Origin of the sequence: Rouxiella chamberiensis (genome assembly GCF_026967475.1) — a bacterium.
GTDB classification, from domain to species: Bacteria; Pseudomonadota; Gammaproteobacteria; order Enterobacterales; family Enterobacteriaceae; genus Rouxiella; species Rouxiella chamberiensis.
In genome coordinates, this window is record NZ_CP114058.1 from 1,280,552 (window position 1) to 1,302,134 (window position 21,583).

Consider the following 21,583-nt stretch of genomic DNA (forward strand, 5'->3'; position numbering starts at 1 on the left):
TTATGCACTGCGCCCAATACACCGCCGGAACCTGCCGGTCCTGCCAATGGCTGGAAAAACCCTATGCTGTCCAGCTTGCCGACAAACAGCAGGATCTCGCTGAACTGCTTAAAGACATAAGCGTCGGAGAGTGGCGCGCGCCGATTGCCGGTCCGGAACAGGCGTTTCGCAACAAGGCCAAGATGGTCGTTAGCGGCAGCGTTGAACGTCCGCTGCTCGGCATGCTGCATCGCGACGGCACACCCGTTGACCTCACCGCTTGCCCGCTGTATCCGGCGAGCTTTGGCGAGGTGTTTACCCATCTCAAGCGTTTTATCGCCCGTGCCGGGTTAACGCCTTATAACGTGGCGCGTAAACGCGGCGAGCTGAAACATCTGCTGCTGACCCAGAGTGAATATAATGGCGGGCTGATGCTGCGCTTTGTGCTGCGTTCTGAGACCAAGCTGGCCCAGTTGCGCGCGGCGTTGCCGTGGCTGCAACAGCAGGTGCCTGCGCTTAAGGTTATCTCGGCCAATATTCAGCCGGTTCACATGGCTATCCTCGAAGGTGAACGAGAAATTCCGCTGACCCATCAGCAGGCGCTTGAAGAGCATTTCAATCAGGTGCCGCTGTTTATCCGCCCGCAAAGTTTCTTTCAAACCAACCCACGGGTGGCGGCGGCGCTGTATGCCACGGCACGCGACTGGGTCGCCGAGCGCGATATTGCCAGCATGTGGGATCTGGTTCTGCGGTGTTGGCGGTTTTGGTCTGCACTGCGCCAAGCCTGACACCAAGCTGACGGGAATCGAAATCAGCGCCGAGGCTATCGTCTGCGCCAAAATTTCGGCAGAACGTCTCGGATTAAAGCAGGTCGAGTTCAAGGCGCTGGATTCCACCGGTTTTGCCACAGGTAACGATGCCGTACCCGAGTTGGTGCTGGTGAATCCGCCGCGTCGTGGCATAGGCCGCGAGCTTTGCGACTACCTCGATACTATGGCACCCGAAAGACTGCTGTATTCGAGCTGCAACGCCCAGACGATGGCAAAGGATATTGCGCTGCTGAAAAATTATCGCGTTGAGCGCGTACAGCTGTTTGACATGTTCCCGCATACGGCGCATTACGAGGTGTTAACGCTGCTGGTGCGCGAGAAACATTAAAGATTCAGGCTGGCGGTAGGGCGTTGATAGCGACCGCCAGCAAGGCTTGACGACGACATCGTCTTATCTAGAACAGTGAAAACATCACCACGACCGGCAAACTCATTGGCCAGGTGAGTCCGATAATCCCTGAGGTCAGCAAACGGATTTTAATGGTATCGCGGCTTACAAGCAGCGTGAACAGCGCAGCAATACCCAAACCACCCCAGTAAATCGTTTTAATCACTTCCCACCACAAATGCACAGTAACCCCTTTGTTTAGAAAACCCTAACAAGACGGGGGTATTCTAAGCGGTTAACATTTTGCAATCAATTAGTAAGTGAGTGTGTTCACAAATTTACAAAGTAGCCAAAATGTTAATGATAAGTAACTTGTTTTCGTTGAGGTTTAATTTTCGTTAGCCACAAGATTCAATGATAAAAAACAGCGTAATCGTTTGCTTTAAGCTCAATCATGTCTTGTCCCAAGCCAAGGTAGTGGTTTAAGCTGGATAAAAGATTTTAAATCTTTCTACAAAGGCACAAAGAGGCCATCCAGATTTATCACTATTTGTTGGAAGTGAATTATGCCAGCGGGAAATAAAACCAGGCCTTTGAGCCGTTATCTCAAAGATTACAAGCATACCCAAACCAACTGTTCCCAGTGCGGTAAAGACTTGGACAGAATGGCATTGGTTTTTCGCGGTCAGGTCATCAATAAAGACGCCATTGCCAAAATGGACGAACCTATCGATGAAGCGCTTTGGGAGGACTTGCATAAAGAACTCACCGCGCTCTGCCGTTTCTGTAGTGAAATCTCTTTTAACAGCAGTTCGATGTATTTCGACATTGTGGCTTTCAAACAATATCTGTTTAAACAGACAGAAATGAACCACAGCACAGTGCGCGAATATGTGGTGCGCTTGCGCAGGCTGGACGAGATCCTGTCGTCGAGCAACTATCCCCGGGAGAGAACTGAAGGGGAAAGTATTCATCAGCGCATCATGGAAGACGTGCCGTTGGCCGCATCGGATAACTACCGGATTGCCTTGCGAAAATATGACCAATATCTCGCCTGGCAAAGAGAAACACCTGCAAACAATTTACATTTCGAGCAGGCTTGAACATCCGGCAGGATAATCGCTAATGTCTTGCACGCCAATACAGTAAACACACAGGCTTCTTCGGAAGCCTGTTTTTGTATCCAATGCCATTTAAAGCATAACGCCTTGAAGGAATAACGACTTATCTAGGGCTAATTCGCTGATATAATGGAAAGCGCTGTCATAAATGACTCACTGGACCTTACTCTAAACCTGCTCCGGAGATACACCGTGCCTTCAACTTCGTCTGCACCTTCGTCACTTTCAATTCTCAAGCATCGTCTGGAAAATTTTTCCCGGGTGGATCTTGTCGGTAACAGCACGCCACTCGAACGATTGAACCGCCTTTCCGATTACGTAGGCCGTGATATCTATATCAAACGTGACGATGTCACGCCGTTGGCATTAGGCGGTAACAAGCTGAGAAAGCTGGAGTTTCTGGCAGCGGCGGCCATCGAAGAGGGCGCAGACACTTTAATCACCGCCGGAGCAATCCAGTCCAATCATGTGCGCCAGACGGCGGCCGTTGCGGCAAAGTTGGGCCTGAAATGTCTGGCGCTGCTGGAAAACCCGATTGGCACCGATGCGGAAAATTATCTGAACAACGGCAACCGCCTGTTGTTAGATTTGTTTAACACCGAGGTCGTGATGTGCGAGGCGCTGCACGACCCGATGGCGCAGATGGCCGAGCAGGCAACGCTTCTGGAAGCGCAGGGATTTCGTCCGTATATCGTGCCCGTGGGCGGCTCCAACGGTCTTGGCGCATTGGGCTATGTGCAGTGCGCCATCGAAATTGCCGAGCAAAGTTCGGCCGGTTTTGTGGACTTCAGCGCCGTCGTCGTGGCCTCGGGGAGCGCAGGCACCCACGCCGGGCTTGCCGTTGCACTGCGCGAGTTGATGCCGTCAACTCAACTGATTGGTGTGACAGTGTCACGCAAAGCCGACGAACAGCGTCCGAAAGTGCAGGCCATTGCCACCGAACTGATGCAACTGCTCGAGTTGGCAGGCGACATTCCTGAAATTACGCTCTGGGATGACTACTTTGCTCCACGTTACGGCGAGCCTAGCAAAGAAGGTCTGGCGGCCATCAAATTGCTGGCCGAGCAGGAAGCCATGCTGCTTGATCCCGTTTATACCGGTAAGACGATGGCAGGCCTGCTCGACGGTCTGGAACGTCAGCTGATTCCGGGCGATGGCCCGATTCTCTTTGTGCATACCGGCGGATCACCGGCGCTGTTTGCCTATTTGTAAGAGATATTGCGAGGTTGTCCCGACCGGCGGTTTGCGCGCCATAAATGGCGCAACGCCTATTGATGATATAACCTTAATTTATCTTGTTTAATGTTAAGCTCCTGCCCACTCGACGCGCACAAAAGCATTGAGCGGCTCGGGATTTCAGCCTGACATGCATTGTCATTTATCGGTCGTCATAACTGTCATTATTAAAACATTCGAATAACGAGGTGAGTATGGCTTTTTCACAATTGCGTCGTCGTTTACTTCTGGGTGCCGTGGCGATGAGTCTGTCCGCCGGCATGGTCAGTCACGCCTTTGCGGCATCGGAAGATGTGCTGAGTAAAATCAAGCAGCGCGGCACCTTGATAGTGGGTCTGGAAGGGACTTATCCGCCTTTCAGTTTTCAGGGCGATGACGGCAAACTGACCGGTTTCGAAGTGGAATTCGCCGATGCGCTGGCGCAGCACATGGGCGTCAAGGCCAAGCTTTCGCCTACCAAATGGGACGGTATGCTGGCCGCACTGGATTCCAAACGTATCGATGTGGCTATCAATCAGGTCACCATCTCCGACGAGCGCAAGAAAAAGTACGATTTCTCGACGCCTTATACCGTTTCCGGAATTCAGGTCCTGACCAAAAAAGGCAATGAAGGGCAGTTCGCTTCACCGGACGATCTCAAGGGCAAAAAAGTCGGTGTGGGTCTGGGCAGCAACTATGAGCAATGGCTGCGTCAGAACGAGCCGGGCGTTGACATCCGTACCTATGATGATGACCCGACCAAATATCAGGATCTGCGAGTAGGCCGTATCAATGCGATTCTGGTTGACCGACTGGCCGCGCTGGATCTGGTCAAGAAAACCGGCGATACGCTGGCGGTAGCGGGTAAACCGTTTGCGCGTCAGGAAGCGGGCGTTGCCCTGCGTAAAAACAACCCCGAGCTGCTGGCTGCCATTAATCAGGCCATTGCAGAGATGCAAAAAGACGGAACACTGGCGAAAATTTCCGACAAGTGGTTCGGCGCAGACGTCACCAAGTAAGGTCGAAGCCTGATGCAAGAGAGTCTCCAACTGGTGCTGGATTCAGCACCATTTTTATTGAAAGGCACCCTGTTTACCCTCCAGCTGAGTCTGGGGGGCATGGTGTTTGGTTTGCTGCTGGGGTTCCTGCTGGCGTTGATGCGCCTGTCGCACTTCTGGCCGCTGTCCTGGCTGTCGCGCTGCTATGTATCGATTTTTCGCGGCACGCCGCTTATCGCCCAGCTGTTCATGATTTACTACGGCCTGCCGCAGTTCGGTATCGAGCTTGACCCTATACCTTCGGCAATGATTGGCTTGTCACTCAATACGGCCGCCTATACTTCCGAAACGCTGCGTGCCGCGATTTCGTCTATCGACAAAGGACAGTGGGAAGCCGCCGCCAGCATCGGCATGAACTCCTGGCAGACCCTGCGCCGCGTGGTATTGCCGCAGGCCGCCCGTACCGCCTTGCCGCCGCTCGGCAACAGTTTTATCGGCCTCGTGAAAGACACTTCGCTTGCCGCGACCATTCAGGTTCCTGAACTGTTTCGTCAGGCGCAGCTTGTCACCTCGCGCACGCTGGAAGTCTTTACCATGTACCTTGCCGCCTCCGTGATTTACTGGGTGCTGGCAACCGTGTTGTCGTATCTGCAAAATCGTCTGGAAGATCGTGTAAACCGTCAGGATCAGGAGCCATCATGAGTACCATCGACGTGAAAAAACTGGTCAAGAAATTTCATGGTCAGACGGTGTTGCACGGCATCGACCTTCAGGTCAATGCCGGTGAAGTGGTGGCGATTATCGGGCCGAGCGGATCCGGGAAAACCACCTTGCTGCGCAGTATCAATCTGCTCGAAGTGCCTGAATCCGGCACCATCAAAGTCGGAGAGATTGAAATCGATGCCGGTATTCCTATCGGCAAGCAGAAAGAAAAGGTTCGCCAACTGCGTCAGCAGGTCGGGTTTGTGTTTCAGAACTTCAATCTGTTTCCGCATCGTTCGGTGCTCGAAAACATTATCGAAGGCCCGACGATAGTCAAAGGTGAACCTCGCGCCAAGGCCGAGGCCAACGCCCGTCAGTTGCTTGCCAAGGTCGGACTTTCCGGAAAGGAGAGCGCGTATCCGCGTCGTCTGTCCGGCGGTCAGCAGCAGCGCGTGGCGATTGCGCGCGCACTCGCCATGAACCCCGAGGTCATTTTGTTTGACGAGCCGACCTCTGCGCTCGACCCCGAGCTGGTCGGCGAAGTGTTGAACACCATCAAGGCGCTGGCGCAGGAGCATCGCACCATGGTTATCGTCACTCACGAGATGGGGTTTGCCCGCGATGTGGCGGACAGAGCCATATTCATGGATCAGGGAAAAATCGTCGAGCAGGGTCCCGCCAAGGCGCTGTTCTCCGCCCCGCAACACGAACGCACAAAACAGTTCCTGGAAAAATTCCTGCAAAAGTAGTTTTTGGCAATCTCTGGCCGGCAAAGTCTTGCCGGAGAGTTCGGCAATAAAAAAGGGGCTCCCGTTGAGAGCCCCTTTTTTTGCGATATTACCGTTACCCGATGGTCATCAGGCTCGCGTTACCGCCAGCGGCAGCGGTATTGACACTGAGAGATCGCTCGATGAGCAGGCGCTCGAGCAGAATATGGGTTTCGCCGCGCGCAAAGCCCTGTACCGATATAATCGGGCCGGGACGTGTTGCCAGCAGCTGACACAGGTCACGAAGCTGATCGGCGTCGCCGTGATAAATCACCGCATCAAACTCCAGATTGCCTGTCTGCCAATCGGCTGCGAAATCGATTCGTTCCTGAACCGCTTTTGGCAGACGTTTGAACAGCTCGCGCTGAACGCCGTCTTCCGGCCACAGAATACGGCAACCGGTTGAGGTGGCAGCCGCAAGCTGAATCAGTGCATCTTCTTCATTGTCGGCCAGCGCCAGCACACGCTCGCGCGGCAGCAGGGCATAGGTGTTGCGCTCACCCGTCGGGCCAGGCAGGGTACGCAGCGTGCCGCCCTGACTCCAGTCTGCATAGTCGGCGCACAGCGCGGACAGATTGTTGTGTTCCCGGGATGCCCAGTCAGTCAGCGCCTGATGCGGTGTCAGCAGTTGCGTACGCACGGCGGCGTCCAGAGGCAGCGGATCCTTGGGAGTATTGAGCAGGGCATTGACCGCGCTGTCCGGACGGCTCGCCAGCAGGCGGTAAAGATACAGCGGTCCACCCGCCTTAGGTCCTGTGCCCGACAGACCTTCGCCGCCGAAAGGCTGCACGCCCACGACGGCGCCTACCATATTTCGGTTGACGTAGAGGTTGCCGACCTTGGCGCGCGAGGTCACGCGAAGAATAGTTTCATCGATACGCGTGTGGATCCCGAGCGTCAGACCGTAACCGGCTTCATTGATCTGGTCGACAAGCTTGTCGAGGTCCTGACGGGCGTAGCGCACCACGTGCAGCACCGGACCAAAAATCTCTTTCTTCATTTCGTCAAAGCCGTTCAGTTCGATAAGCGTTGGCTTGATGAAGGTTCCGCGAGACCACTCTTTGCTGTCATCGACATTGTTTTGCGCCGCCTGATAAACCTTGCGACCCTTGGCACGCAGCGCTTCGATGTGGTTTTCGATATTGGCTTTGGCTTCGGCATCGATAACCGGTCCGATGTCGGTAGACAGACGTTCAGGATTGCCCATGCGACATTCGGCCATCGCGCCGCGCAGCATTTGCAGCGTGTGGTCTGCCACGTCTTCCTGAATGCAGAGCACGCGCAGGGCGGAGCAACGCTGGCCCGCGCTGTCAAAGGCGGAAGCCACCACGTCGGTCACAACCTGCTCGGTCAGCGCAGAAGAGTCGACGATCATGGCGTTCAACCCTCCGGTTTCGGCAATCAGCGGTGTCGGACGGCCCTGTGCATCGAGGCGGCCCGCGATGTTGCGCTGCAGGATGCCCGCAACGTCGGTGGACCCGGTAAACAGTACGCCGTGAACGCGCTCGTCATTGACCAGGCGTGCGCCCACCGTTTCACCGCGACCCGGCAATAGTTGCAGCACGCCCGCAGGCACACCTGCTTCAAGCAGAATGCGTACCGCTTCGCTAGCCACCAATGGGGTTTGTTCGGCCGGTTTGGCCAGCACGCTGTTGCCCGCCGCCAGCGCTGCGGCAACCTGACCGGTGAAGATGGCCAGCGGGAAGTTCCACGGACTGATACAGACGACAGGGCCGAGCGGACGGTGGCTGTCGTTGCTGAACGCCTCTTCGATCTGACCGGCATAATAGTGCAGGAAATCGACCGCTTCACGCACTTCGGCGATGGCGTTATTGAAGGTTTTCCCCGCTTCACGCACCAGCACGCCAAGCAGGTTCTGCATCTGCGATTCCATCAGTTCGGCAGCGCGATGCAAAATGGCGGCGCGCTCTTGCGGGGGAGTGGCAAACCAGATAGCGCCCGCATGGGTGGCACAGTCGAGCGCCAGACTTATCTCGGCATCGGTGGTTTCGCGCACCTGACCCACAATGTCTGTAGGCTCGGCCGGGTTAATGACATTTTCAAACGGGGCATCAATCGCGACGTCGTCCGGCAGGCTGTCGCCAAGCATGGGTTCGGCGCGCAGCGGATGGGCGGCGGTGGTCAGCAGGGCGCTGGACAGGGAAGCCAGACGATGTTCGTTGGACATGTCCAGACCCGCCGAGTTGGCGCGATGAGGGCCGTAAAGATGACGCGGCAGCGCAATGCGCGGATGCGGCAGGCCGATTTGACCCTCTTCGGCGGCCAGCTGTTCAACGGCTTTCACTGGATCGGCAACCAGCTCGTCGAGCGGCAGCGTGGCGTCGGCGATGCGGTTAACGAAGGAGGTGTTTGCGCCGTTCTCGAGCAGTCGACGCACCAGATAGGCGAGCAGGGTTTCATGCGTGCCCACCGGCGCATAGATGCGGCAAGGGCGGTTGAGCTTGCCGTCGGAGACTTTACCCACGACTTTCTCGTACAGCGGTTCACCCATTCCGTGCAGGCACTGGAACTCGTACTGGCCCGGATAGTAGTTGTTGCCCGCCAACTGATAAATGGCCGCCAGCGTGTGCGCGTTGTGGGTCGCGAACTGTGGGTAGATAAGGTTCGGCACGGCCAGCAGTTTGCGGGCGCAGGCCAGATAGGAGACGTCGGTGTAAACCTTGCGGGTGTAGACCGGGTAATCTTCCAGACCCTCTACCTGGGCGCGCTTGATTTCGCTGTCCCAGTACGCGCCCTTGACCAGACGAATCATCAGGCGACGGCGGCTGCGTTGCGCCAGCTCGGTGAGGTAGTCAATGACCATCGGACAACGTTTCTGATAGGCCTGAATAACAAACCCGATGCCGTTCCAGCCAGCCAGTTCAGGTTCGAAGCAGAGTTTTTCCAGCAGATCGAGCGAGATCTCGAGACGATCGGCCTCTTCGGCGTCAATGTTGATGCCGATATCGTATTGACGCGCCTGCAGGGTCAGCGACAGCAGGCGAGGGTAAAGCTCGTCCATCACGCGCGCGTACTGGGCACGGCTGTAGCGCGGATGCAGGGCGGAAAGCTTGATGGAGATCCCCGGACCTTCGTAGATGCCCCGACCGTTCGACGCTTTGCCGATAGCATGAATCGCCTGCTGATAGGAAACCAGATACGCCTGCGCGTCTTTTTCGGTCAGCGCGGCTTCGCCCAGCATGTCGTAGGAGTAGCGGAAACCTTTATCTTCATGCTTGCGCGCATTGGCCAGCGCCTGCGCGATGGTTTCACCGGTGACAAACTGTTCGCCCATCAGGCGCATCGCCATGTCCACGCCCTTGCGGATTAGCGGCTCCCCGCCTTTACCGATAATTCGGCTCAGTGAATTTGAAAGTTTGGCTTCATTATGGGTAGAGACCAGACGACCGGTGAACAGCAGGCCCCAGGTCGCGGCATTCACGAACCAGGGAGGCGCTGCGACCCAGATGGGACTGCCAGTTGCCGTTGCTTATTTTATCGCGAATAAGCGCATCGCGCGTCGGTTTGTCGGGAATACGCAGCAGGGCTTCGGCGAGACACATCAGCGCCACGCCTTCCAGTGACGACAGGGAGAACTCTTGCAGCAGGCTTTGCACCATTCCGGCGCGCCCGTTTGCACTTTTTTGGTGCCTCAGCGCATCGGCGAGGTCATAGGCCAGCTTGTGTGCGGCGGTATCGAGGGGCGCGGCAAGACGAGCCTGCTCGAGCATCATCGCAACGGATTCCGGCTCGGGACGACGGTAGGCCGCCGTGATGGCTGCGCGGCTTACCGACTGCGGATGGATTTGCTCGGCGAAGTCGAGGAAGGGCTGATGTTCAACAATGACGGGCGGCGCGGCATCTTCGCTGTCTGCCCCGTTTCCTGCCGCAAGCTCAGGCAACCCTGCGCCGGTCTCAAGCTGCTCCAGATAGGAATAAATAGCCTGTTTGATAAGCCAGTGCGGCGTGCGATCAATGCCCTGTGCGGCCTGTTTGATTCTGTCGCGCGTGGCTTCATCCAGCTTCACGCCCATAGTCGTTGTTGCCATTACCAAGAACTCCGTTTTTAAGTAAAACCCAGTAAATTTTCATCACTATCAATCAAGTTGCAACTTAGTGCAACCTAACTGAATGCAGGAACCGTGCCTAGTTTGAAAATAGTGATCTATTTAACATTTTACTAACGGCATGATTATTGCTTAACCCGTTTGCAGGTTGTGACAGGTACAACCCTGTAAACAAGGCTGTTAAAAAAGATGCAACCCGATGTCACAGAGTTGAATTTTTAGGGTTGGTTTCTTGTTGATAAGACGTTAAAAGTCTTGGCCTGAACAAAATGCTCCACTAGTATCCCCTCGCCGGAAAAAGCAAAACAACGCCAAAAGGGAAAGGGGCGCTCGCCTTTGGGGCGGAAACTTTTAAAAACGCAGGCGGGTAACCTGCCGTTTTTGGGGTGTGACTGATAGATAAAGATAACTACATGGAGAACTTGCATGACAATGAACACACCGATGCTGGTGACATTTTGTGTCTATATTTTTGGCATGATACTCATCGGGCTTATCGCTTATTTACGGACGAAAAATTTTGATGACTATATCCTTGGGGGACGCAGTTTAGGCAGTCTGGTCACCGCGCTGTCGGCAGGGGCTTCAGACATGAGTGGCTGGTTGCTGATGGGGCTGCCCGGCGCGATTTTTGTCTCCGGAATTTCCGAAAGCTGGATAGCCATCGGCCTGACCATCGGCGCGTATCTGAACTGGAAACTGGTGGCAGGGCGTTTACGCGTGCACACCGAAGCCAACAACAATGCGCTGACGCTGCCGGACTACTTCACGCACCGCTTCGAGGATTCCAGCAAACTGCTGCGTATCATTTCGGCCGTGGTTATCCTTATCTTTTTTACCATCTATTGCGCTTCCGGCGTGGTGGCGGGTGCGCGTCTGTTTGAAAGCACCTTTGGCATGAGCTATGAAACGGCGCTATGGGCCGGGGCGGCTGCGACTATCATCTACACCTTTATCGGCGGATTCCTGGCGATTAGCTGGACCGATACCGTGCAGGCGTCACTGATGATCTTTGCCCTGATCCTGACCCCGGTTATCGTGATTCTGGCAGTAGGCGGCATCGACTCTTCCATGCTGGTTATCAATACCAAAAACCCTGAATACACGGACATGTTCAAGAACATGAATCTGGTCGCCATCCTTTCGCTGCTGGGCTGGGGTCTGGGTTACTTTGGTCAGCCGCACATTCTGGCGCGTTTCATGGCTGCCGATTCCCATCACACCATCCGCAATGCACGCCGTATTTCCATGACCTGGATGATTTTGTGTCTGGCCGGAACCATTGCCGTCGGTTTCTTCGGCATCGCCTATTTCGCCAATAATCCGGGTGAAGCAGGGAACGTGTCGCAAAACGGCGAACGCGTGTTTATCGAACTGGCGAAAATCCTGTTTAACCCGTGGATTGCCGGTGTGCTGCTTTCAGCTATTCTGGCCGCCGTAATGAGCACGCTGAGCTGTCAACTGCTGGTGTGTTCGAGTGCCATTACCGAAGATCTGTATAAGGCCTTCCTGCGTAAGGGCGCGAGCCAGAAGGAGCTGGTGTGGATCGGTCGTCTGATGGTGCTGCTGGTGGCCGTTGTCGCCATTGCGCTGGCGGCAAATCCCGATAACAAGGTGCTGGGTCTGGTGAGCTATGCCTGGGCAGGATTCGGCGCAGCCTTTGGTCCGGTAATTCTTATCTCCGTGATGTGGTCGCGCATGACCCGCAACGGCGCACTGGCCGGTATGATAGTCGGTGCCGCAACGGTGCTGCTGTGGAAGAACTACGGCTGGACCGAATTGTACGAAATCATTCCAGGTTTCATCTTTGCCTCGCTGGCTATCGTGATTGTCAGTTTGATGGGCCGCAAGCCTTCGGCTTCCATCGACAAACGTTTCAGCGATGCCGAAGCGGTGTATCGCTCAGTCTAGGTGTGAATTCATCCCCCTGTATTCGCAGGGGGATGAACCCGGCGTTTCCCTGTCAATTTCCTTCTGTTCCCTCGCTCCCCATCCCTATCAATAATGTGGCTATTTTGGTCTGCCAATCGTGTTCTCTTCTTTTCAGACATCGCGCTGACTTTAATGATTTTGAACAACAGCAGCGGTCAAAAACCTAAAAGGGTTAATATTCAACCGCACCTGCCTTAAAACCTTAAAATATCCTTAAATAATCACCAAAAAAGAGAGAATTAATTTTCGAAATTATCGCGCTGCCCCCTTGTTTTTATTCCTGATGGAATGATAATCACAATCGTTTTCATTTTTACCTAACTTTACAGATTTATTAAAGGTAGCGATGCCGACGCCTTGTTGTTATGTCCTGAATCTGGAGTCGTCCCTATGTTTGTTCCATTTCTGATTATGTTCCGCGAGGGGCTTGAAGCTGCCCTGATTGTCAGCCTGATTGCAAGCTATCTCCAACGCACGCAGCGCGGACAGTGGCTGGGAACCGTCTGGCTGGGGGTGATTATCGCCGCCGCGCTCTGTCTGGGGCTGGGTATCGTCATCAACGAAACGACCGGCGAATTCCCGCAGAAAGAGCAGGAGCTGTTCGAGGGGCTTGTGGCGGTCGTTGCCGTCTGCATCCTGACCTACATGGTGTTCTGGATGCGCAAGGTGTCCAAGTCCATCAAGGTTCATCTTGAAGGGGCAATCGATCAGGCGCTGAACGCCAATCGGGGGCAGGGCTGGGCGCTGGTCGCCATGGTGTTTTTCGCCGTGGCACGCGAAGGGCTGGAATCGGTGTTCTTCCTGCTTGCAGCCTTTCAGCAGGATGTGGGCATTGAAGCCCCGATTGGTGCCGTACTCGGCCTGGTGGCGGCCATCATTCTCGGATTTGCGATTTATTACGGCGGTGTAAAACTGCAACTGGCCAAATTTTTCAAATGGACCAGCCTGTTTATCCTGTTCGTTGCGGCAGGGCTGGCGGCGGGTGCCATTCGTGCCTTCCATGAAGCCGGACTGTGGAACGGCCTGCAGGCTACGGCCTTCGATTTAAGCAATGTGCTGTCGACCGATTCTCTGTTCGGCACGCTGCTGGAAGGCATATTTGGTTATCAGCAGGCGCCCTCGGTCAGTGAGGTTATCGTGTATTTCCTCTATCTGATCCCGGCGTTGATTCTCTTTTTCCTGCCTTCTCAGAAACAGCCCGGCGGCGCGACCGTGGGTCAAAAAACACAGCGCTAAGTCAGGCGCACAGCAAACACCTCTATCGTCAGGGAGTACGTTATGTCCGTTTCAAGCACCTCGTTTCGCCGCAAGGCATTGCAGATGGCACTGCTGTCGCTGCCCGCGGTTCTCGTTCAGCGCCAGCCTGCTGGCCGCTGACGTGCCACAGGTAAAGATTACCGTCACCGACAAACAGTGTGATCCCATGCAATTGTCGGTACCGGCAGGCAAAACGCAGTTCGTTATCCACAATGCCAGCAAGAAGGGCCTTGAGTGGGAGATTCTGAAAGGCGTCATGGTGGTTGAAGAGCGCGAAAACGTCGCACCGGGCTTTACCCAGAAAATGACGGCCAATCTGGAGCCGGGCGAATACGACATGACCTGCGGCCTGCTGAGCAATCCGAAAGGCAAGCTGACCGTGACCGCCGCCTCGGACGCCACGGCGGGCAAACCGGACGCCATGGCGCTGGTGGGTCCGATTGCCGAATATAAAGTCTATGTAACTCAGCAGGTGGCCGAACTGGTGACCCATACCCAGGCCTTTACCGATGCCATCAAGCAGGGCAACCTCAAGCTGGCGCAACAGCTTTACCCGTCAACCCGCGTGTATTACGAGCGCATCGAGCCTATCGCCGAACTGTTCTCTGACCTCGACGGCAGCATCGATGCCCGTGAAGACGATTTCGAGAAGAAAGCCGAAGACCCGAATTTCACCGGCTTCCACCGTCTTGAAAAAATCCTCTTCGCCGATAAAACCACCCAGGGGACCGCGGAACTGGCGAGTAAATTGCTGACCGATACTCAAGATCTGCAAAAACGCATCACCGATCTGACCTTCCCGCCGAACAAGGTGGTGGGCGGGGCCGCCGGCCTGATTGAAGAAGTGGCCTCGAGCAAAATCAGCGGTGAAGAAGACCGTTACAGCCGCACCGACCTGTGGGATTTCCGTGCCAACCTTGACGGCGCACAGAAAATTGTCAACCTGCTGCGTCCGCTGCTGGTGAAAGCCGACAAGCCGCTGCTGGATAAAATCGACGCCAACTTCAAAACCGTAGATACTCTGCTGGACAAGTACCGCACCAAAGACGGGTATGAAAATTACGAGAAGCTGAGCGACGCTGATCGCACCGCAATGAAAGGACCGATCACCACATTGGCCGAGGACCTGGCAAAACTGCGTGGCGTATTGGGTCTGGATTAATCTGTAGCAGACTGTAGAAGTCGTCTCACCCGGCGTTCGTGCCGGGTGAGTTGAGGCCATTATGAGTAAAAAAGCGATAACTCCTCCTGACAGGACCCCGACTGTTTCTTCATCCCGCCGTCGTCTGCTGAAAGGCGCAGGGTTGCTGGGCGGTGCCTTTGCCCTTGGCGGAACGGCAACGCACGCGGCGCAGGCACCGGGAGCCAAGCCGGAATATACCCCGGGTACCGTTTCCCCCGATGAACGTTACCGCGCCCAGCCTTTTTATGGCGACCATCAGGCAGGGATCCTTACGCCCCAACAGTCGGCACTCTCGCTGGTCGCCTTCGACGTGCTGGCGGCCAACAAGGCCGATCTCGAGCGGTTATTTCGCCTGTTGAGCGCGCGTTTCGCGTTTCTGACAACGGGCGGCGAGGCACCGAGTCTGGATCCCCGTTTCCCTCCGATGGATTCGGGTATTCTCGGGCCGAAAATTTATCCCGACAATCTGACAATGACCCTGTCGGTAGGCGATTCGCTGTTTGATGCGCGTTTTGGTTTACAGCCGCAAAAGCCCAGACACCTCCAGCGTATGCCGCGTTTTCCGAACGATTCGCTGGATGCCAGCCTGTGCCACGGCGACCTGCTGCTGCAAATCTGCGCCAACAATGCCGACACGGCGCTGCACGCGTTGCGCGATATCATCAAGCACACCCCTGATTTACTGGCGGTGCGCTGGCGGCGGGACGGGTTTATCTCCTCCCATGCGGCGCGCAGTCAGGGCAAAGAAACGCCCATCAATCTGCTGGGGTTCAAGGATGGCACCGCAAATCCCGACACGCAGGACAAGCCGTTGATGGACAAGGCTATCTGGGTTACTGCCGATCAGAATGAACCCGCGTGGATGACCGGCGGCAGCTATCAGGCCGCGCGCATCATACCGTTTCGCGTCGAGTTCTGGGACCGCACGCCGCTGCACGAGCAGCAAACCATTTTTGGTCGCCACAAGGGAACCGGAGCGCCGCTCGGCATGGAGAAAGAGCATGATGTGCCGGACTACAGCAAGGATCCCGAAGGCAAGGTGATTCCGCTGGATGCCCATATTCGGCTCGCGAATCCGCGCACAAAGGCCACCGACGACAATCTGATGCTGCGTCGGGGTTACAGCTATTCGCTCGGGGTGTCCAATTCGGGTCAACTCGAGATGGGACTGCTGTTTATCTGTTATCAGCATGACCTGGAGAAAGGCTTTTTGAGCGTGCAGAAACGGCTCAACGGCGAAGCGCTGGAAGAGTACATTCGTCCGGTCGGTGGCGGATTTTTCTTTGCATTGCCGGGTGTTGCCGATGAAAATCATTATCTCGGGCAGGCGTTGATCGACGCCTAATTCCCCCTCGGTGGGCCTGGCAGGCCCACTTTTCATACAGGCAAATGGGGCAATTAAACGCTCATTAACACGACATATTAATCGAAACGTTAGAGTTTGCGGTTCACGGAGTCTGTTATAAAAACCTGTTTATTTCAGGGAATAAAAAACCGATGCCAGTGACGACGCCTGCTGTTTCATCTCCTGATGCCGCCTATCGACAGGTTCATCCTAACTCCTTCAACGCGCCCACCGAACCTCGTCAAGCAATTGATAGCTATAGGGATAATCTGCAAACTCTCAGCCCGAAGCCGGTGTTGCCCGTCTCCTTTAACCTGCCGGCTTCACTGCGCCTCTTCTGCTGGCAAGCGGGGGATAGCCTGTTCAATTTGGCGGTGGATTATCTGCAACAGATGCAGATTCGAAGCGAGCGGGCCGATGGCAGTGGATATACCGCTAATGAGCCGCTGATACTCGCCAGTGTCAACCATTGGCTACGCGAGCAGGGCCATGCGCTTTCGGCACTTGATCTCCTTGGGCCCTGCGCCATTTTTTGCGGGCTTTATCCGCTGTTTGCCAACGCCTGCAACCATCCCGTTTCACAGGTTGCGTCGCCTTATGGCTCGTATCTGGCGGCCTATCTTGCCGGTGCCAGCGAAATGGTCTGCCCGGAGCCGATTAGTCATTCCCCACGCGTATTTACGCCCACATGGCAGAGCGTGTCGACCTACTCCGACCCGGAGGGGTTGATGCAAGCCGAGGTGCAGCCGATGTCTTCAACGCTGCCGCGGATGGGGCTTCCCGATGCGCAACCGCGTTACGGACGTCCTTCCCCGAGCGGGTATTACACGTTGGCACCCGCCTCATCGACAGTTTTTGCGGGCCGGTATCGCCCGTCGACGGTAGCGCCTCCTGACAAAGCAGCGACTGCCAATGTCACGGCCATGACGACGCCTGCGACGGAAACCGAGCTGTATCTGTGGTTTGACGATGCCGCGCATCACGCCGTCTATGCCATCAGCACCGGGCAAAGGCCACTGGCAGTCACCACGCGGGCCGATGCTGTGCCGACTTTCCACGTCAATGTGCAGTCCGTGAGCGCACGGGCGTATTCAACGCCGCCTGAGCCAGTCGATCACGCGCTGCTAGTCGATACAGCGGGTGAAGCTTCACCAGCAGCTTGGCATCTTGGTGCGCTGATCCCCGGGAATTTACTGAGTCTTCCTGCGGCGTCGGCAGAGCCGCTCCAGCGTGAGACGACGATGCCTTGGCCTCTGCAACCCCTTTATGCAGAAACCGGATGCCCGCCAAAGTCTGCGGGCTGCGCGCGGTGTTATCCACGATGGCCCGCTCGCGCTTGTCATGAGCAAAGGCCGCTCGACCTCGCGGCCAGTCGCAGCCGTAAGTCAACCCGCTGCCGACCCGCTATATCAGTTGCGACTGGTGGACGAAGGTCTGGAGCAACCTCTTTTTGCTCCGCCGGAGAGCGTCATTGACTGTTTGTCCTGCCTGCCCGCTGCCGTGCAACCGGTTCGCGCCACCGATATGGGTGACATGATTGAAAAGGCGCTGCTTTATAGCGAGACGCTTCCGCTTGCCCGCGTCGAACAGGCCTTGACTGACTATGTTCACAGCAGGGCCATGCAGGGGACGAACCCTCCGAATGTGCAGTTGGCCGGTGAGGCTTTTCCGCTTCTGAACACGGTCATCTGTGCCAGTGAATGGCTGTTGCGACGGGATCCCGTCAATGAAAGCTGGCACCTCGAGGCCGATGAGGTTCAGTTGTTTCTAACGAAGCTGTTTGCCGATACCCCGTTTGACCACAACGAAGAGCTGAGGGCTGCATTGCTGGCCACCGCCTTTATCGCGCCCATGATGTCGAAATGCCTGCTGGCGGTGCTGGACGACAAGCTATCCGTCAGCGGCCAGCTGATACGGAACAATTACCACTTCATTCGAACGCGCATAGGCCAACGTGAGCCTTTGACCTATCGCGAGCTGGACTATCTCATGGCAGAGATTCAGGGCGCTTTCGAGGCCCGTTTTTTCGCCTTGTTGGATGCACCGGCGGAGACGGTGTTTATGTCGCCCTTAACCAGCGGCTTCGCCAAAATCGCCCAGTGGCACAAACAGATGATCGAGTACGATTTCCCGTTTATGCTGCTGCGCGGCAATCTGGGTTTGCAGCATATCTCCTGTCTCTCCGAGCAAGGCCTGTTGCTGAATCTTGGGGTGCGAAGGGTGGCGGATGCGCAGCTGATACTGTCGTTAAGCCCTGAAAACCTGATTCAGCTGGGGCAGGATCTGTTGCTCAACAATCCTCTTGGCGCGTTATTAAAAGAGTTCAACGAGATGGAAGTATTGTGCACGGCGCTTAAAGGCGAGGCGTGTCACGGTATTCGCTATGCCGTTGAACAGCTCAAGCGAAAAGGCGTGTTGCTGATTCAGTTTATGGAAGCCAAACGGCGGCTGGTCGCCAGTTATCATACCGCAGACATTTCGCCCGAAGACAATATCAAGGCGTTTCAGCGCTATCGCCAACTTAAGCTGCAACTCTATGCGCTGGCGCTGGAAAGTGTTCCGGAAACTGATCAGGCGCTGTTTATTCATCATCTACGGGGCGCTGACGGAGTCAGGTTACAGTTTGTCCGGCTGGGTGATGACGAACAACGGCGTCGTCATTATCGCCCATCGATAGGATTCTTGTTATCTCTCACCCCGAATGCACAAACGCCTACCGCTTCAACAATAAATCCGGTGTATTTTGTCTCTCTGCTGCCTATTCAAAGTGACACCACCCAGCCCATCCTCATTAATATGGCCAGCCAGTTGCCGGCGGAGGTGACTCAGTGGCAGGACTATTTTAATCAGCAGGGGAAAATCGAGTTGCTGGAGCGTTTGTCCCACGATATGGCCAGACAATCTGAACGCTATCATTTTGATCTCCATCTGAGCGGCGGACTTAAGGTGTCGCCCGATTTGCTGTACTGGCAGGAGATGATTGACCCGCTGGTGCAAAATATTGTCGACAGAGAATTCAGTATCAGTACGACATTACTTCCGGGCGTAGCGCCTACCACATTATCACCTGCGCCCACCCCGGCCGGAATGATTGCCAGACTGGGCCATCTTCTGGGGCAAATGATTTATCTTACGCCTCTCGGAAGTTGTAAAGACGCCGTCGTAGATTTGATTGAAGGGCATATCGGCAATTTATTACTGGATGGCGGATTCTGCATTTATGCCTTTCTTCCGGGCGGGACAGAAGAGGAGGAAGGGCTTAAAACCGTCGGCACGGTTATTCGAAAAGTACTGAAAAAATCCATTGAGGGATTGCTTAAAGCCGATGAGGGAGAATCTTTGCTCTCAAAACTCGATAGCACGATTTCAGAAGTTGAAGACTTGTTTAGCGAGAATTTGCTGTCGATTGCGCAGGTAAAACGTTCATTGACGGCGGATAACAGGCTTAAACCCTTTCTGGCGGCAAAACCGCTCAATACCGCCTTGCCTCTGAACTCACTGTCTACCTCCATTCGGGCGGCCCTGGTGTGGCGAGATCCCCTGCATAATGCGCTGTTTTTTCTGCTGTCTCCGACCAAAGACCAGCTTTGCGCCTACCGTCTCGATGAACTCAATCGACTGTTGATGCCGAACCCTTCGCCGTGGCTGATATCGCGAATGCTGAATGAAGCGCACATCACCGAGCCGCGTCTGCTGGCGGAGACGTTACGCACGGGAGATGCCGAACCGCTGCGTGAAGCCCTCTATGCGCAAGACAAAATGCGCAATGTGGCCCGGTACGCGCTGAAATCCGGCAGTGAAATCGGCGAAGAGTTTATTGTTGTCGCAGACAAGTCGGGCGAAGGGGTGAACTATTATCCCGCCACGATGAAAAGTGGTCTTCGCCCTCAACTGATGTTGTCACCGCCGGGTTTGGCAAAGGATGAGTGGGTCATTGTCGAGCAGACGGAGCATGGCCTGCAGTATTGCGGCGATAACGCGATGCGCCTGATTGCGCCGTCTTCGCGTCTGTCCATCACGGGCAGTGAGAATATCTACGACAATATTTTGAATCACATAGAAAATATTCCAAACGGTTGGCGCATTCAATCCATATGGTTACAGGAGAAGACCACAGACAAGCTGGTCGTGGAATGGCTGGACAAAGAAGGAAACCGTCATTTTCGTCAGCTGGGTCAGGGTAATCGATGGGTGCGCTGGGAATCCGGGATGCAACAGATCTCCTGCCTGATGCCCGCGCGCGTCAGGAGAAATAATCCGGCGGAGCGGCCGTCTGTCACCCAGTTATTTTCACCGGCACATTGCGGCTATCTGATTGTCCCGCCCGTAAGTGATCCGCGCCGCGCCGAAGCCTTGAATGCGCTTTCGACCGAATTCAGTAATTTACCTGAACCCCTTATTCTTAAAAGGATCGAATGCGCCGATCTGGCGCGTTCAATTGTTGAAGACTTCAGCGATATCTGGCAGGAAGTGCCCGATTTACTACGTCAATATCTGGGGGAGTTACTGGCCTGGAATATTGATGCCAGCGAGTTCGAGGCTTTTCCTTCTTTGCTGTATACGCTGGCACGTTTTTCGTACTCGATTAGCCATGATGCAGTTCTGGATGAAGAGGAAAGAGAAAAGTGTCTGGCCTTTGTGCAACGGACTCAGCTGCTTTTGGAGCAATTCCAGCGGCTCAAGGAAAAGTCCATCGTCAACAAGCAGTCAAAACTCGAATTTCATGCCAGCAGAGTGGACTATTTCAACGCGTTTATTGCCAATAATCTTAAAGCCAACCATTGGCTCAACCGCTGGATTGAAAGAATAAAAAACCCGAACAAGGTCCAGGGAAAATTTATCATAAAAGCGCGAACGCCCGCCAAAATTGCCCGTGATTACAGTTTTCTCTATCAGGGTGCCAGTGATGCCTTCACAAAACTCAATCAAATGGCCGAAGAAATCGGCACAAAACTGTCCAGTCCCGAATTCCCCGATTATCTTAAACAGGTGCTCGAGAGCTTCTTTTGTGCGCCTTTTAGCGATATTCAGGTACAGGGTTTTAAAGAAAATCTGCTCGCGTATCTTGAGAAGATTCATCGGGTTGATATGACCAATATTATCGTGGTCGCCGACCGCTACGCCGCAGGAAGACTGGTGGCGGGGTGTTTGAATACGCCGCTGGAAAAACTGGCGTTCAGTGAGAATGTCCTGAGCTTTGTCTACAGTAATGACAAGGACAACCACATCTATTTACTGGATTATTTATCCAACAAAGAATTTATCGAATATTCACTCGCTCACGAGCTGGGACATTTAACCTTCAACAATAAAAAATATGCCATGCCGGAAGAAATTTATTTAAACACCGACAGCATTCTCAAGAACTTCAATATTTACGGCGCATCGCGAGTTGCCAGAAAACTGATGAGCGACAGGGCATTTTTTCTCGATTATATTGCCCGCGATTTTGATTTCGCCCTGGCTTTTTATCGACATTTCACTGCTCACTCCACGGACAATGTCCATAAAGAAGCCCTGCATGAATATTTTTCCACCTTTCTGGACAGTTTCAGTTCCGGCACCTTTTATCAATATGATCCGGCGGCGCGTAAAAGGGAGTTGAGGCCCTTGATTAGCATGCTGTTCTCGCAACCTTCCATGCAGCTGAACATGGCGTATTTCAACCCGGATATCTTTTGCGGGCTGTTTGGTTATGCCTATGAGCATGCATTGGCCCTGAGCGCGCCGCGTGGACATTCGAGCAAACGCGCCGTGAATGCGCAGACCGTAGAAGAAGACTATTTTTCATCACTCATCCTGAGCGCTATTTTTGAAAAACATCTGCAACAAAAATCGCCAAAGTAATGCAAAAATTGT

10 protein-coding genes and 3 pseudogenes are annotated in these 21,583 nt (G+C 54.6%); 11 read left to right on the top strand and 2 right to left on the bottom strand.

Annotation, left to right across the window (positions count from 1 at the left end):
• Positions 1 to 2 precede the first annotated feature (2 nt).
• Positions 3 to 1,137, top strand: a pseudogene (gene rlmC, locus O1V66_RS06160) (23S rRNA (uracil(747)-C(5))-methyltransferase RlmC).
• Positions 1,138 to 1,204: 67 nt separating this feature from the next.
• On the opposite strand, the gene O1V66_RS06165 reads toward rlmC, so the two are convergent.
• On the bottom strand, positions 1,205 to 1,381 hold the full coding sequence (locus O1V66_RS06165; RefSeq protein WP_045048011.1) for a GhoT/OrtT family toxin: 177 nt from the start codon (positions 1,379 to 1,381) through the stop codon (positions 1,205 to 1,207).
• A 322-nt stretch (positions 1,382 to 1,703) separates the two neighbouring features.
• On the opposite strand from O1V66_RS06165, the gene fliZ reads away from it, so the two are divergent.
• The 5 genes from fliZ to tcyN all read left to right on the top strand — a co-directional run bounded on the left by fliZ (position 1,704) and on the right by tcyN (position 5,922).
• Positions 1,704 to 2,240 carry a flagella biosynthesis regulatory protein FliZ gene (gene fliZ / locus O1V66_RS06170; RefSeq protein ID WP_045048010.1) on the top strand — a complete coding sequence of 179 codons (537 nt, stop codon included), beginning with the start codon at positions 1,704 to 1,706 and terminating at the stop codon, positions 2,238 to 2,240.
• A gap of 246 nt (positions 2,241 to 2,486) precedes the next feature.
• Positions 2,487 to 3,470, top strand: coding sequence for a D-cysteine desulfhydrase (locus tag O1V66_RS06175; protein ID WP_241481419.1), 984 nt, complete (start codon positions 2,487 to 2,489; stop codon positions 3,468 to 3,470).
• Between the two features lie 218 nt (positions 3,471 to 3,688).
• Positions 3,689 to 4,492, top strand: a complete 804-nt coding sequence (tcyJ, locus tag O1V66_RS06180) for a cystine ABC transporter substrate-binding protein (protein ID WP_045048008.1) — start codon at positions 3,689 to 3,691, stop codon at positions 4,490 to 4,492.
• 12 nt (positions 4,493 to 4,504) lie between these two features.
• On the top strand, positions 4,505 to 5,173 hold the full coding sequence (tcyL, locus tag O1V66_RS06185; RefSeq protein WP_045048007.1) for a cystine ABC transporter permease: 669 nt from the start codon (positions 4,505 to 4,507) through the stop codon (positions 5,171 to 5,173).
• Positions 5,170 to 5,922: an L-cystine ABC transporter ATP-binding protein TcyN gene (tcyN, locus tag O1V66_RS06190; protein ID WP_045048006.1), complete on the top strand. Its 753-nt coding sequence runs from the start codon at positions 5,170 to 5,172 to the stop codon at positions 5,920 to 5,922. Before tcyL ends, tcyN begins: the two co-directional genes overlap by 4 nt.
• A gap of 94 nt (positions 5,923 to 6,016) precedes the next feature.
• On the opposite strand, the pseudogene putA reads toward tcyN, so the two are convergent.
• Positions 6,017 to 9,989 (bottom strand): annotated as a pseudogene (gene putA, locus O1V66_RS06195) (trifunctional transcriptional regulator/proline dehydrogenase/L-glutamate gamma-semialdehyde dehydrogenase).
• Between the two features lie 444 nt (positions 9,990 to 10,433).
• On the opposite strand from putA, the gene putP reads away from it, so the two are divergent.
• The 5 genes and pseudogenes from putP (at position 10,434) to O1V66_RS06220 (ending at position 21,571) form a co-directional block, all read left to right on the top strand.
• Positions 10,434 to 11,918, top strand: coding sequence for a sodium/proline symporter PutP (putP, locus tag O1V66_RS06200; RefSeq protein WP_045048004.1), 1,485 nt, complete (start codon positions 10,434 to 10,436; stop codon positions 11,916 to 11,918).
• 411 nt (positions 11,919 to 12,329) lie between these two features.
• Positions 12,330 to 13,175 carry an iron uptake transporter permease EfeU gene (gene efeU / locus O1V66_RS06205; RefSeq protein ID WP_045048003.1) on the top strand — a complete coding sequence of 282 codons (846 nt, stop codon included), beginning with the start codon at positions 12,330 to 12,332 and terminating at the stop codon, positions 13,173 to 13,175.
• Between the two features lie 42 nt (positions 13,176 to 13,217).
• Positions 13,218 to 14,358, top strand: a pseudogene (gene efeO / locus O1V66_RS06210) (iron uptake system protein EfeO).
• Positions 14,359 to 14,419: 61 nt separating this feature from the next.
• Positions 14,420 to 15,724, top strand: a complete 1,305-nt coding sequence (gene efeB / locus O1V66_RS06215) for an iron uptake transporter deferrochelatase/peroxidase subunit (RefSeq protein WP_045048001.1) — start codon at positions 14,420 to 14,422, stop codon at positions 15,722 to 15,724.
• A gap of 1,266 nt (positions 15,725 to 16,990) precedes the next feature.
• Positions 16,991 to 21,571 (top strand): hypothetical protein, encoded by a 4,581-nt coding sequence (locus tag O1V66_RS06220; RefSeq protein ID WP_269128216.1) that lies wholly within the window; start codon positions 16,991 to 16,993, stop codon positions 21,569 to 21,571.
• Positions 21,572 to 21,583 lie beyond the last annotated feature (12 nt).